Origin of the sequence: Thermomonospora sp. CIF 1, assembly GCF_001896795.1 — a bacterium.
GTDB classification, from domain to species: Bacteria; Actinomycetota; Actinomycetes; order Streptosporangiales; family Streptosporangiaceae; genus Thermomonospora; species Thermomonospora curvata.
Genome location: NZ_MOYN02000015.1, coordinates 371,702 through 384,523 on the forward strand (window position 1 = coordinate 371,702; position 12,822 = coordinate 384,523).

The 12,822-nt window shown below is 70.5% G+C and carries 12 protein-coding genes; 5 read left to right on the plus strand and 7 right to left on the minus strand.

Annotated elements, in window-relative coordinates; genetic code table 11:
- Nucleotides 1-318 precede the first annotated feature (318 nt).
- Entirely contained in the window at nucleotides 319-1,173 is an 855-nt protein-coding gene (locus BUE48_RS09600) for a DUF72 domain-containing protein (protein WP_286989660.1), read from the minus strand.
- A gap of 112 nt (nucleotides 1,174-1,285) precedes the next feature.
- Here BUE48_RS09600 and BUE48_RS09605 point away from each other — a divergent pair, with 112 nt between their 5' ends.
- Nucleotides 1,286-1,654, plus strand: coding sequence for an MmcQ/YjbR family DNA-binding protein (locus BUE48_RS09605; protein ID WP_012852280.1), 369 nt, complete (start codon nucleotides 1,286-1,288; stop codon nucleotides 1,652-1,654).
- Between the two features lie 162 nt (nucleotides 1,655-1,816).
- Here BUE48_RS09605 and BUE48_RS09610 read toward each other — a convergent pair whose 3' ends face one another.
- From BUE48_RS09610 to BUE48_RS09625, 4 genes are all read right to left on the minus strand, one after another.
- The gene (locus BUE48_RS09610; protein ID WP_012852281.1) at nucleotides 1,817-2,230 is read right to left on the minus strand and encodes a DUF7919 family protein; all 414 of its coding nucleotides are present in this window, start codon (nucleotides 2,228-2,230) and stop codon (nucleotides 1,817-1,819) included.
- 501 nt (nucleotides 2,231-2,731) lie between these two features.
- Nucleotides 2,732-4,531, minus strand: coding sequence for a choline/carnitine O-acyltransferase (locus BUE48_RS09615; RefSeq protein ID WP_012852282.1), 1,800 nt, complete (start codon nucleotides 4,529-4,531; stop codon nucleotides 2,732-2,734).
- Nucleotides 4,532-4,616: 85 nt separating this feature from the next.
- Nucleotides 4,617-5,426: a class I SAM-dependent methyltransferase gene (locus BUE48_RS09620; RefSeq protein ID WP_286989661.1), complete on the minus strand. Its 810-nt coding sequence runs from the start codon at nucleotides 5,424-5,426 to the stop codon at nucleotides 4,617-4,619.
- Between the two features lie 146 nt (nucleotides 5,427-5,572).
- Nucleotides 5,573-6,442, minus strand: a complete 870-nt coding sequence (locus BUE48_RS09625; protein ID WP_041439462.1) for a HalD/BesD family halogenase — start codon at nucleotides 6,440-6,442, stop codon at nucleotides 5,573-5,575.
- Nucleotides 6,443-6,843: 401 nt separating this feature from the next.
- On the opposite strand from BUE48_RS09625, the gene BUE48_RS09630 reads away from it, so the two are divergent.
- The 4 genes from BUE48_RS09630 to BUE48_RS09645 all read left to right on the plus strand — a co-directional run bounded on the left by BUE48_RS09630 (nucleotide 6,844) and on the right by BUE48_RS09645 (nucleotide 9,362).
- Nucleotides 6,844-7,002 (plus strand): hypothetical protein, encoded by a 159-nt coding sequence (locus BUE48_RS09630; RefSeq protein ID WP_286989662.1) that lies wholly within the window; start codon nucleotides 6,844-6,846, stop codon nucleotides 7,000-7,002.
- Nucleotides 7,003-7,129: 127 nt separating this feature from the next.
- On the plus strand, nucleotides 7,130-8,098 hold the full coding sequence (locus tag BUE48_RS09635) for a HEAT repeat domain-containing protein (protein WP_286989663.1): 969 nt from the start codon (nucleotides 7,130-7,132) through the stop codon (nucleotides 8,096-8,098).
- Nucleotides 8,099-8,364: 266 nt separating this feature from the next.
- Nucleotides 8,365-8,754, plus strand: coding sequence for a YccF domain-containing protein (locus tag BUE48_RS09640; RefSeq protein WP_286989664.1), 390 nt, complete (start codon nucleotides 8,365-8,367; stop codon nucleotides 8,752-8,754).
- 182 nt (nucleotides 8,755-8,936) lie between these two features.
- Nucleotides 8,937-9,362: a VOC family protein gene (locus BUE48_RS09645; protein ID WP_012852288.1), complete on the plus strand. Its 426-nt coding sequence runs from the start codon at nucleotides 8,937-8,939 to the stop codon at nucleotides 9,360-9,362.
- Nucleotides 9,363-9,799: 437 nt separating this feature from the next.
- On the opposite strand, the gene katG is transcribed toward BUE48_RS09645, so the two are convergent.
- Nucleotides 9,800-12,043: a catalase/peroxidase HPI gene (gene katG, locus BUE48_RS09650; RefSeq protein ID WP_012852289.1), complete on the minus strand. Its 2,244-nt coding sequence runs from the start codon at nucleotides 12,041-12,043 to the stop codon at nucleotides 9,800-9,802.
- A 31-nt stretch (nucleotides 12,044-12,074) separates the two neighbouring features.
- Nucleotides 12,075-12,512, minus strand: coding sequence for a Fur family transcriptional regulator (locus tag BUE48_RS09655; RefSeq protein ID WP_041439463.1), 438 nt, complete (start codon nucleotides 12,510-12,512; stop codon nucleotides 12,075-12,077).
- Nucleotides 12,513-12,822: the final 310 nt, after the last annotated feature.

Sequence of the window (12,822 nt, forward strand, 5' to 3'; positions counted from 1 at the left end):
GACGCCACGGCCGGGAGCAAGGCTCACCGCTCCGGGCCGCGATGCCCGCCGGCCGGAACCGGACTCACCCGGTTCGGACGCTCACCAGTGCGTTCACCCGTTACGCGCCGGATATCGGCTGCCTCACGGCATTGTGCGTCGTCTACCGACAGCCGCAGCAGGAGGGCGGCGTCTCCGTCACGCCGCTGCCACCGTCCACCTGACCGCACGCGGCGACATCCTGGACGCTCCTTGCACGACTCCCGGCCGGCACGAGGTTGCCTGCTCCACGGCTGTTTCGGGTGGATTTTCGTGGTGCCGCGGTGTTCTTCGGCGAGGTCAGAAAAGAGTCGGCTGCTGGTCGGCCGGGGCCGGGTCGGGGAGCGGGGCCAGTTGCGGCAGGCGGGCGCGTACCTGGTCGTGGAAGCGGCGGGCCAGCGACAGGGCCTCGGTGTTGTCGGGGGTGTGGATGAAGACGGTGGGGGAGCGGCCCTCGCGGAGCCAGTCGGTGACCGTGGTGATCCACGGCTGCCAGCCCTCGATGGTGCGGGCGCTGTCGTCCCGGCCGATGTAGCGGACGATGGGACGGTCGGTGAGGGCGCGGGAGCGGCGCGGCAGGCGGGGTTTTCTGGTCCAGGATTCGCGTTCGGCGGCGGTGGTGGGAGGGCTGCTGAAAAGCACGACGGTGTCGAAGGGGATCCACTCGGCGCCGACGCCCGACAGCACCTGCTCCAGCAACCGTGCGGAGCGGGCGTCCTCGAAGAAGGCGCGGTGGCGGACCTCGACGGCGTAGCGGTGCTCCTTGGGCAGGCGGTGCAGGAAGGCCGCCAGGGCGCCCAGGTCGGCGGGGGTGAACGAGCCGGGCAGCTGCACCCACAGGGCGTGCACGCGCCGCCCCAGCGGCTCCATGGCCGTCAGGAACGAGCGCAGGTCCTCCTCGATGCCGTGCAGGCGGCGCTCGTGGGTGATCGTCTTGGGCAGTTTGATCACGAAGCGGAAGGACGGGTCGGTCTGGCGCGCCCAGGACTCCACCGTGCTGCGGGAGGGGGTGGCATAGAAGGTGGTGTTGCCCTCCACCGCGTTGCACCAGGTCGCGTAGGTGCGCAGCCGCTCTCCGGCGGGCAGCCGCTGCGGCAGGAAGCGTCCCTGCCACGGCGCATGGGTCCACATCGCGCATCCCACGTGAAGGTGCATGGCCTTGACGCTACCCAGCCGGCCCGGATGATGCCGAATCCTCAGAACGCGACCGCCGCCGGGTGAAATCCCGCAAGCCGGTTTCGTCACCGCCGTGTGCGAGCATCGCGGGGTGAGCGAGGAACTGTATGAGGCCGTCACCGGCTACTGCGAGGACGTCCTGGGCGGCGTCAGGGAATACCCCTTCGGCCCCTCCGCCGGGGTCTACAAGGTCGCCGGGAAGATGTTCGCCCTCCTCGCCGAGAACGCCGACCCGCCCCGCCTCAGCGTCAAGCTCCCTCCCGAGGAAGGGCTGGCGTTGCGCGCCGAGTACCCCGAGCACGTGCTGCCCGGCTACCACCTCAACAAACGGCACTGGAACACGATCGTGCTGGACGGCGCGCTGGGCCGGGAGGAGGTTCTCGCGCTGCTCCGGCAGTCCTATGACCTGGTCGTCGCCGGCCTGCCCAAGCGGTTGCGTCCGCCGGCTCCGGACCGGTGACCACCGGGCCTTTTCAACACGTGGCCTCAGACGCCGGGAACGGCAGTCCCGAGGATGTTCGGCACTGGGGCGTTCCAGGTCGCGGCATCGTCCCCGACCCCGAGGCCCCGGCCCCACCTGCGGGAACGTCGCGTTGAACAAGGTTCACCGGACGGCTGCCGCTCACCCGGCCCGGTCGGCGTCCGCCAAGAGCGCGTCGAGGAACGCCTGCGGCGGCCGGTAAGAGTGGGCGTCCATGTAGTGGGCGATGAGGTCGGGAGCCCGGTAGACGGTGCCGTCCCGCCCGGTGACCTCGATCTCCGCATCCCCCAGCACGACGTCCTGCCCGTCCAGCGGCATGACGACGGGATGGGAGCCGCCCGGAGGGCACAGCGGGCACCGCGCCTGGCTCCGCACCACGTTGACCACCTGGCGGCGGCCGACCATCGCCAGCACCGAACGCACCGCCTGCGCCGGCACCCGGCCGACCGGGAACTCCTGGCGGGCGCCGAGCCAGCCGACGCGACGCGCGAACGGCCGGTCACCGGGGCGGCTCGGCCGGTTGGCATACGGACTGAGATCGGGAAAATAAGGCATCACAGTGCCATGAGACCATCACCGGGCGCTTCCTTGTGCACCGGCGGGCCGTCCCGGGACGCCGACGCGTGATCCGGCGGCACCATGAGCAGGCAAGACGCACCCGCCGGAGGTGAGGACACCGAGGCGGACCCGGCCCGCGATCCCCGGCGCGGATGGGGACTTTGGTCCCACCGCGCGGTGACCAACGTCCCCGCACAAGACCGGGGCGGAGGGGCATGCTGGAGGCGGAAGGGACCACAGGGAACCCCCGCCCGGGGGCCGGTAAGAGACGAGACGGCTCACCCCAGCCGCAAGACTCAGCGTCGCCAAGACGAAGGCCCCGGTCCTCGGGCGGATCGTCATGTGCCTCTCCGGTGGATGCCATGGGAAGGTCGGGCCCGGCAGCCGGTCCTGCGTGACACCTCCCGGATGACCGTCCGGTGAGCCGGGTCTCCCGGGCCGTGGACGTGATCGAGGGCGCGTCCGCGGCCCGGGATTTTTTCCGCCCGGGCGCGGATCTCAGCTCGCCTGCTCGCTCGCCAGCAGGTCCTCCAGCTCGCGCACCGCCTTCGTCAGATGGTCGGCGAAGGCGTGCATCTGCTCGGCCACCGGACGCGGCGTGCTCAGGTAGAGGTTGAAGCGGTCGGGCAGCAGCACGTAGGCCACGCCGATGCAGTGCGGGCTGGTGGAGCCGAACCCGAAGTACTGGATGTTGACCGACGGCGCCGAGCTGGTGCTCAGGTAGTCGTCGCGCATCTTGATCCAGCCGGGCGTCTCATACAGCGGCAGCGGCCCGGTCACCCCCAGTTGCTCCCCGCGCCGCTTGGCGATCAGCTGCAGCTCCCACAGGTGCTGCTCGGGCGCCTGCCCGGCCTGGCACTCCTTGGCCCGCGCAACGTGCTTTTCGGCGGCGGCCCGGAAGGCGGCCCGGCGGGCGGCGGCGTCGGCGGCGGGGTCGTCCATGACCTCCACAAAACGCAGCACCTCGGGGGTGACCACGCGCATCGCCTCGGTGCGCCCGTAGTGGTACTGGCGGGTGGCGATCGACTCGTAGGTGGCGCCGACGAACCCCTTGGCCCGCTTGTGCGCCAGCTGGTAGGCCATCTGCACGAACGCGTCCGGCGACATCTTCAGCTGCTTGATCCGGTCGCTGCCGAAGTCCAGCGAGATGGTCTTCCCGACGGTGTTGGCGGCGTAGTCGGCGAAGGACGCGGCGGCGGCGCGGATGTCGGCCCGCAGGTCGTCGGTGAGGACGAACTCGATCGGCCGGATGGCGGGCGTGCCCTGGGGACGGGCGCCGGAGCGGCGGGAGTGCTCCTCGGGGGAGGTCTCCAGCATCGCGTCCACGAAGCTGAGGATGGTGGTGCCGTCCAGGCCGCAGTGCTCGACGTTGATGCCGGCGCTGCCGTCCCCGAAGACGATCAGGGACACCGACTTGTCGAACCACCGGTTGGCGCTGTTGCCGTGCAGCAGCTGGTCGCAGGCCTCCAGGGCGTCCGCCGGGACCAGCTCCTCCAGGCACACGCAGAACAGCGCCGTCTCGACCTCCTCCAGCGCCTCGGCGTTGCGCGGGTCGGCGGCCAGCAGCGCCTGCCGGGAGGCGGCCCACTCGGCCCGCGCCTTGGTGGTCAGCGGGCCGACCGGCTCGTCGGCGGGGGGACCGGCCTTCATGATCTCCTGCAGCCCGGCCGCCAGCTCCTCCAGGGTGTGCGGGCGGCCCTCGGCCCCCAGCACCTCCATGCGGAACATGTTGCCCCGGAAGAACACCAGGATGTGCCGGGCCCGGGACGGGCCGGGGTGCTCGTCGCTGTAGGGGGCGCGCACGGTGTCCTGCTCGACGCCGGGGATGCGGGTGGTGGAGAACAGGAACTTGTTCTGCACCATCGACAGCGGCCGGCCCCGCTGCACCGCCGGCGGGATGCGCTCTTCGTCCAGCAGCAGCTTGTAGTCCACCGCGGCGGCGATGAGCGCGGCGGCCCGCTCCACCTGCGGCAGGCCGGCGTCTTTGAACAGGAAGATGAAGTTGGCGTTCAGCGCGATGCGGTCGCGCCGCCCCAGGTACCGCGACGGCCAGAACTCGTCCAGCCAGCTGTGCACGCCCTCGGCGGCGTTGAAGCGCTCAAGCTCGGCGTGCAGGATCGGGCCGGGGCCGGACGCGAACGCCTCCAGCTCGGCCTTGGTGGCGGCCAGCTCCTCTTCGGTCAGCAGCGGCGCGCACCACTCGATGAACCTTTCGCAGGTCTCCTCCAGGGTGGGCAGCGGCACCCTCGGCAGGCGGTCTTCGTTGCCGAAGGTCGATGTGGAAAGAGTGTCGTTCACTTCGTTCCTTTGAGTGTGTACGGGACGATCCGGGGCACCTCGGCCCCCTGGCCTCGGTGCCCCGGTGATTTCCAAAAAGAGGGGTTCAGTCCGCGGGACGGGACAGGTACAGCTGGGCGTAGAACCAGCCCTCCTCCTCCAGACCGCGGGAGTCCACGCCCACCTCCGCCAGCCTCTGCAGCACCGACTCCTGTTCTGCGGCGGTGGCGAAACGCCGCTGCCGGAACAGCCCTTCGTGGCGGACGGTGCGGTAGCCGGCCTCGGCCAGGCGCTCGGCGATGGGCTCGAAGGGGAACATGCGCAGCACGAAGTGCGCCATCCACGGCCTGTGCTCGTCGCGGGCGGTGGCCACCTGCCAGAGGGTCCGCTCGCCGACATAGCCCAGGCAGCCGGTGGAGATCACCAGGTCGGCCTCGGCGAGCTGGGCGCGCTGCCGGTCGGTGGCGGTGGTGCGCTCCAGGTCGGCGTGCACCGCGCCGTCGATGAACCCGGCTCCGAGCGCATATGACAGGGCCTGGTGGGAGCTGTCCAGGCCGACGAAACGCGGGCTGGTGCGGCGCCCGCGCAGGCGCATCAGGTCCCGGTCGCGGGCCTGCAGCTCGCCGCGGCTGAGCGCCAGGGCCTGCGGGTCGCAGTAGCGCTCGTACAGCTCCTCCATGGTGGTGTCGCATCTCAGCAGCACCGCGTTGATGCCGTAGGAGCAGCCGATGTCCAAAACCGTGGGCCTGGAGACGCCCCGTGCGCGCCGGTACTCGTCGATGAGCCGGCTGAAGTGGGGCTTGGCGTGGGTGGGGATGTGGTAGTCGAGGTCGCGCAGGGTGGTGAAGTAGGGACGGGGGTCGGGCTGGGTGTAGATGTGGTCGAGCGAGATCTTCCCTGTGGTGTCGGCACGCACGGGGCCGCGTTCCTTCCTCGGGTGACGGGGTGGGGCGGCGGGGCTTGGCGCACGGCCGCGGCCCGGGGGGACGCTCTGCGGCGGCCTTGACGCACCTTTTCGGAACGCCGTTTCCCGCAGGTGGGGGCGGCGTGTCGAAAAGGGCGTCAGTCCAGCAGCCGGTCGACCCGTACGGCCTGCTCCTGGGCCGCCAGGTGCTCTGGCAGCACCCGCCCGAAGAGCTGCTTGGTGCGCGCCACGCTGCCGATGACCCCGGGCCGTTCGGTGTAGGCGAAGATCGCGGTGTGGCGGGCCGTCCGCCCCTGCACGGTGCTCACCCGGTGCAGCGCGTAGCGGCCCTTGAACAGCTGCAGGTCGCCCGGCCGCAGCTCCAGGCGGCGGATCAGGTGCTCGCCGCGCCCGGTCAGCACATCGCGCACCGCGTCGAAGTTCTCATCGTGGACCGACCGGATGCCCGGGCAGTACTCGAAGACGCCGCCGTCGTCGGGGCGCTGGGTGAGCATGCTGACGGTGAACTCGTTGGTGTCGAAGTGCCAGGGGTGCTCCAGGCCCGGCTTGATGACGTTCAGGCACAACCCGGCCAGCGGGTCGGCCATCTCGTATACCTGTGGCATCCCGAAGCAGTCGGCGATGAAACGCTGGAACGGCTCGTAGGAATAAAGCCGGTGAATGATGAAGTCGGCGGGAATCTGATCGCGCGCCACAAAGGCGTTGCCGCGCTGGAAGGTGATCCGCCCCGGGTGGTCTTCCGGCAGCGGGGTGTCCAAGGCGATGTTGTAGGCGTTGACGGTCTCGATGTCGTAATGGGCCAGCGGGGCGATCTGAGCGCATTCGGCTCGCAGCGTCTCGTGCAGCTCGGGCCGGATGAAACCGGGCAGCACGCTGCACCCGGACTCGGCCAGTTCCCGCCGCACCCGCTGCACCGTCGCCCGCCACTGCTCGCTTTCCGGATCGGTCAGCCGGTACCGCTCGGTGTCGATCACCTGTTCGGTCACCGCCGCTTCCGACATGCCCATGAGGTCCTCTCCGCGCGCAGGCACCACCGGCCGATCCGGTGCCTGCCGGCCCGGAACGGTGAATGCCTATTTCCACGCTCCTGCCGGGGGCGAACACAATGGCCCGCCCGTTATCAAGACCCTTACCCCGCCGCAGCCTCCTGCCCGCTGCGGCGGCCGTTGCCCCCTCTGCTGGACTTGAGAGGCTTCTTAGCACATTCATTAAGCAAAATTCAGTCCCCCCTTTGGGAGTCCATTTTGTGAAAGAACTCGGGGAGGGCCTGTGACCTGCGCTTTTGCGCGCTTAAACGGTGATCGCCCGGGCACTTTCCGTAGCGGTTGTGTGCTATCTCACGTCCTCCCAGCGGGACTCCCTCTTGCCGTAGGCCCCTTCTGCGGCGCCGCCTCCGGCGGGGGCGGCGATGTCGGTGGTGAATGCCAGACTGCACGCCACGCGCGAGCGTGACGTGCTGGCCGGGCTGGAGGAGATCCGCTGGGAGGAACTGGAGCACGCCTACGGCCCCGCGGCCGACGTCCCGGACCTGCTGCGGGCGTTGCGTTCCCCCTCTCAAAGAGCGTGAGCACGCCATCCACTAGCTGTACGGCAACATCTTCCACCAGGGCACCCGGTATGAGGCGACCGCCCATGCCGTCCCGTTCCTGGCGCGGCCGGCCCTGGACCCGGCGACCCCGCGCCGGGGCGACATCGTGCACCTGCTCTGCGCGCTGGCGGCCGGGCACGACGAGGGCCTGCCGCCGGACGGCATGGACATCACCGCCTGGCGGGCCGAGGTCGAAAAGGCCCGCACCGTCGACCCCGCCGAGAAGATGCGCGAACTCGACCAGTGGGCCCGGCAGGCCTGCGGCGAGGGCGAGCGGCGAGTCCGGCAGATGCGGCGCGACATGTACGACCATGCGGAGGCGTTGCGCTGCATGGAGGCGGAACTGGCCGCCTGCGACGCCGCCCGGGCCGAGCTTCCCCGGCTGCGCACCCTGCCGACCGCAGCCGACCCGTACCTGCGCACCGCCACCGCCTACCTGCTGGGCTTCTTCCCCGAAGAGGCCGCCGGCTCGCTGACCGCGCTGGAGGCGCCGCTCGCCCGGGAGACCGTCCCCGAGGTCCTGGCCAAGGCGTTCATCTCCATCGCGCTGCTGTCGGGCACCGGCCTCATCCCGCGGCTGCGCGAGCACCTGGACGGGCCTGATCCGCTGCTGCGCTGGGCCGCCGCGCTGTCCCTGGCCCGGATGGACCACGGCGACCCGAAGGTGATCACCGCGCTCGTCGCCGCGCTCACCGGCCCTGCGCAGGACGCCGCCTGCCCGCCGTTCCGGGACGACCGGCGCACTTACGCCGCGCTGTCCCTGGCCAGGCTGGGCGACCGGCTGCCTGAGCAGGCCGTGGACGCCATGCTGGAATGCCTGGCGCGAGCCTCCCAGCTCGAAGCCTGCGCGATGATCGTGCCGGCCCTGCGGATGGCCTTCCTCCAAGACCCGCCCCGGCCGCGGCCGCCGTTCGCGGAACTGACCGAGCGGCAGCAGCGGGTCGTGCGGCTCCTGGCCGAAAAAGGACCGGAGACCTGGCGCTGGTCCAACTTCACAGGGATCCTGCGCGCCTGGAACCCGCCCGGCGACCCCGCCGGATGCCGCACTTACGCAGGTCTGACCGCCTCGCAGTAGCAGGAGATCAGAAGCCGGGGCCGCCGATGAACCCTCGCCGGCGCATGACCTTGAGCGCCGGCGGCGGGAGCCTGGTGCCGTGGCGGTTCAGGTCACGGCGTCGTTCCCGGCTGCGGCGCGCCCGCGTGCGGCCTGTGGAGAGGAGGCGATGAAAAGGCGCGGCGAGAACACGCCGCTCAGATCCCTGAGATCGAATTCCCGTACCCCGCCAAGGCCCCGGGGTGCTGACCGCCGAGGCACGGCCCGGGCGCCACTAGGCTGCTTTTATGAGAACGATCTTGAATGTTCTGTGGCTGGTGCTCTCCGGCATCTGGCTGGCCCTGGGCTATGCCGTTGCGGGCATCGTCTGCTGCCTCCTCATCATCACGATTCCCTTCGGCATCGCCTCGTTCCGGATCGCCGGGTACGCGCTGTGGCCGTTCGGCCGCAGGATCGTGCGCAAACCGGGCGCGGGCGTGCCCTCCCTGATCGGCAACATCATCTGGATCATCCTCGTCGGCTGGGAGCTGGCACTGGCCCACCTGGTCACCGGGGCGCTGCTGTGCCTGACGATCATCGGCATCCCGTTCGGCATCGCCAACTTCAAGATGATCCCCATCTCGCTGGTCCCCCTGGGCCACCGGATCGTCGACGGCGGCGACATCACCGACATCTGATCCGCGGGGAGGCGCACCTTTATTTCCATGGGGATCGGCCGCTCAGATCCCGGGGCACCTGTCTGCCGGAGGGCCGTCATCCCCGCCCCAGGTGAACTCCCTCGGTGCCGGGTCGCTGACCCGAATCCTTGTCGAGGTATCAAAACATCGGGCGTAAGCTCGGAAGAGTGACGATCCAGCGGATGGACCACGTCAGCGTCGTCGTCGATGACCTCGCCTCGGCCACGGCGTTCTTCGCCGAGCTCGGCATGGAGGTCGAGGGGCGGGCGGCGGTCGAGGGCCGCTGGGTGGACTCCGTGTGCGGGCTGGAGGGCGTCCGGGCCGACATCACGATGATGCGGACCCCGGACGGCCGGGGCCGGGTGGAGCTGACCAAGTTCCACGCCCCGGCGGCGATCGCCGCCGAGCCGGAGCGCGCTCCGGCGAACACTTTGGGCCTGCGCAGCATCATGTTCGCCGTCGAAGACATCGAGGACGTCTTGGCCCGCCTGCGCGCTCACGGCGCCGAACTCATCGGCGGCCTGGAGCGCTACGAAGACAGCTACCGGCTCTGCTACGTCCGCGGCCCCGAGAACATCATCGTCGCCCTGGCCGAGCAGCTCGGCTGAAGACCCGCACCATGCTCTTCCGCCCGGCCCTATCGGGGCGCTGAACGGCTCCCGGTGGCCTCGGCCGGTCCTGCTCGCAGTGTGCCGGGCCTAGCGCTTTGCAGCGTGGTGCCACAAAGCCCCGGCGATGCCACCCGCCGGGCCGCCCGGACTTCCCGGGCGAACAGCGCCCTCGCCAGGGCCTCCCCGTCCTGATGGACGTTCAATACCGTCACTGCGACGGGCGTGCCGCCGGGGCGCGTCCCAAGGAGACCGCTCCCTGCCCGCCGGTACCCGGCGATCTGTGCCGGACCCCGGGCGGCAGCGGTGCGACCCGCGGCATCTCAGCCCTCCCCGCGCCGCGGCTCGGCGCCGAATCATCAGGAGGGACGGACACTTCCGGAAACGAGGGCGGCCCCGCCGCCCGGGACGGACGGCGGGGCCGGAAAGCGGCGGGGTCAGCGCCGGCCCAGGTCGAACCGGTCGAGGTTCATCACCTTGTCCCAGGCGGCGACGAAGTCGCGCACGAACTTCTCCTTGGCGTCGTCGCCGGCGTAGACCTCGGCCAGGGCGCGCAGCTCGGAGTTGGAACCGAAGATCAGGTCCACCCGGCTGGCGGTCCACTTGACCTGGCCGCTGGCGTCCCTGCCCTCGAAGGTCTGGGCCTCCTCCGAGGTCGGCTGCCACGTGATGCCCATGTCCAGCAGGTTCACGAAGAAGTCGTTGGTCAGCTTGCCGGGCCGGTCGGTCAGGACGCCCAGCTCAGAGCCCTTGTAGTTGGCGCCCAGCACGCGCAGCCCGCCGACCAGGACCGTCATCTCCGGAGCGCTCAGGGTGAGCAGGTTGGCCTTGTCCACCAGCAGGTACTCGGCCGGCAGGGTGTGGCCCTTGCCCAGGTAGTTGCGGAACCCGTCGGCGGTCGGCTCCAGCACCGCGAACGACTCCACGTCGGTCTGCTCCTGCAGGGCGTCCATGCGGCCGGGGGTGAAGGGCACCTCGATGTCGAACCCGGCGTCCTTGGCGGCCTTCTCCACCGCCGCGCAGCCGCCCAGCACGATCAGGTCGGCCAGCGAGACGCGCTTGCCGCCGCTCTGGGCGGAGTTGAAGGACTGCTGGATGCCCTCCAGCACGCCCAGCACCCTCGCCAGCTGCTCGGGCTGGTTGACCTCCCAGGAGTTCTGCGGCTCCAGGCGGATGCGCGCGCCGTTGGCGCCGCCGCGCTTGTCGCTGCCGCGGAAGGTGGAGGCCGCCGACCAGGCGGTGTACACCAGCTCGGAGACCGTCAGGCCCGAGGAGAGGATCTGCTCCTTCAGGGCGGCGATGTCGGCGGCGTCCACCAGCTCGTGGTCCCGCTCCGGAATCGGGTCCTGCCAGATCAGCGTCTCCGACGGCACCTCCGGGCCCAGGTAGCGGGTGACCGGGCCCATGTCGCGGTGGGTCAGCTTGAACCAGGCGCGGGCGAAGGCGTCGGCGAACTCCTCGGGGTTCTGCCAGAACCGGCGGGCGATCGGCTCGTAGATCGGGTCGAACCGCAGCGCCAGGTCCGTGGTGAGCATCGTCGGCTGGTGCGTCTTGGTCGGGTCGTGGGCGTCGGGGACGGTGCCGGCGGCCGCGCCGTCCTTGGGACGCCACTGGTAGGCGCCCGCCGGGCTCTTGGTCAGCTCCCACTCGTAGCGGAACAGGTTCTCAAAGAACCAGTTGTCCCACTTGGTCGGGGTGGGCGTCCAGGTGCCCTCCAGGCCGCTGGTGATGGTGTCGGGGCCCTTGCCGCTCTTGTAGGTGCTCTTCCAGCCCAGGCCCATCTCCTCGATGGGCGCGGCCTCCGGCTCGGGGCCGACGTGGTCGGCCGGGCCGGCGCCGTGGGTCTTGCCGAAGGTGTGACCGCCGGCGATCAGCGCCACGGTCTCCTCGTCGTTCATCCCCATGCGGCGGAAGGTCTCGCGGATGTCGCGGCCCGCCGCCACCGGGTCGGGGTTGCCGTTGGGGCCCTCGGGGTTGACGTAGATCAGGCCCATCTGCACGGCGGCCAGCGGCTTTTCCAGCTCCCGGTCGCCGCTGTAGCGCTTGTCGCCCAGCCAGGTGGTCTCCGGGCCCCAGTAGACGTCGTCCTCCGGCTCCCACACGTCCTCGCGGCCGCCGCCGAAGCCGAAGGTCTTCAGCCCCATGCTCTCCAGGGCCACGTTGCCGGCCAGGATCATCAGGTCGGCCCAGGAGATCTTCTGGCCGTACTTCTTCTTGACCGGCCACAGCAGGCGGCGGGCCTTGTCCAGGTTGGCGTTGTCGGGCCAGCTGTTGAGCGGGGCGAAGCGCTGCTGGCCGGTGCCGGCGCCGCCGCGGCCGTCGTGGATGCGGTAGGTGCCGGCGCTGTGCCAGGCCATGCGGATGATGAACGGCCCGTAGTGGCCGAAGTCGGCCGGCCACCAGTCCTGCGAGGTGGTCAGCACCTCGGCGATGTCCCGCTTGACGGCGGCCAGGTCCAGGCTTTCGAAGGCCTTGGCGTAGTCGAAGTCCTCATCCAGGGGGTTGCCCGCCGGGTGGTGCTTGGCCAGGATCTTCAGGTTCAGCCGGTTGGGCCACCACTGGCGGTTGTCACCGCCCTGGGTGGGGTGCAGGGCGCGGTCGTGCGCGACCGGGCAGCCGCCGGCCTGGGCCGCGGTCTCGGTGTTGGTGTCGTATGCGGCTGACTCGTTGGTCTGCGACATGTGAGTCCTTCCAGGTCGAACCAGGGGTGGGTCAGGAGCCTCGAGCGGGAGAGCAGGCGGGGCACAGGCCCCAGAAGAAGACCTCGGCCTCCTCGATCGAAAAGCCGTGGTCTTCGGCGGCGGTCAGGCAGGACGCCCGCCCGGCGAGGCGGTCCACGTCGGCGAGGGCCCCGCACGCCCGGCACACCAGGTGGTGGTGACCGTCCCCGACGCGCCCGTCGAACCGGGCCGGCCACCCACCCGGTTCCAGGCGGCGCACCAGCCCCGCCGCCACGAGCGCCTGCAGCCCCTCGTAGACGGTCTGCAGGGAGACGTGCCCGATGCGACCGCGCACTCCGTCGGCGATCGCCTCGGCGCCGAGGTGGTCGCCGTCCCGGACGGTCTGCAGCAGCGCGATCCGCCCGGCCGTCACCCGCAGGCCGGCTTCGCGCAGCTCCTCGGCCACCGCCGAGCTCCGGGACGCTGTCATGGCACCCAAGCTAACCTCAAAAACACGAATGATTCAAGAGAACGAGCAATGCAAACTTTGTGTGATCTCATGTGAGGGTCGTGTCGCTCTCCGTAGCGCCCTGTGGGCGGGGACGGGTCTGGGAGACGGCCTCCGTGCATGCCGGGCCGGACGCCGGGCGTGGGTCGCTACTCTGTGCCGGTGATCTTTTCCGGATGGCGGCCGTCGTGGTGGCCGCGGGACTGACCACCGGATGTCTTGCCGAAGAACCGAGACCGGCCGTCGGCATCGGGACGCCGAAAACGGCGACACCGGCTCCGGCGCTCGACCC

Excerpts from the sequence above, each read along its gene's own strand:
- BUE48_RS09600 (WP_286989660.1), bottom strand. The coding sequence starts at position 1,173 with ATGCACCTTCACGTGGGATGCGCGATGTGGACCCATGCGCCGTGGCAG.
- BUE48_RS09630 (WP_286989662.1), top strand. The coding sequence starts at position 6,844 with ATGTCGGTGGTGAATGCCAGACTGCACGCCACGCGCGAGCGTGACGTG.
- BUE48_RS09610 (WP_012852281.1), bottom strand. The coding sequence starts at position 2,230 with ATGCCTTATTTTCCCGATCTCAGTCCGTATGCCAACCGGCCGAGCCGC.
- BUE48_RS09655 (WP_041439463.1), bottom strand. The coding sequence starts at position 12,512 with ATGACAGCGTCCCGGAGCTCGGCGGTGGCCGAGGAGCTGCGCGAAGCC.
- BUE48_RS09645 (WP_012852288.1), top strand. The coding sequence starts at position 8,937 with ATGGACCACGTCAGCGTCGTCGTCGATGACCTCGCCTCGGCCACGGCG.
- BUE48_RS09625 (WP_041439462.1), bottom strand. The coding sequence starts at position 6,442 with ATGGGCATGTCGGAAGCGGCGGTGACCGAACAGGTGATCGACACCGAG.
- BUE48_RS09640 (WP_286989664.1), top strand. The coding sequence starts at position 8,365 with ATGAGAACGATCTTGAATGTTCTGTGGCTGGTGCTCTCCGGCATCTGG.
- katG (WP_012852289.1), bottom strand. The coding sequence starts at position 12,043 with ATGTCGCAGACCAACGAGTCAGCCGCATACGACACCAACACCGAGACC.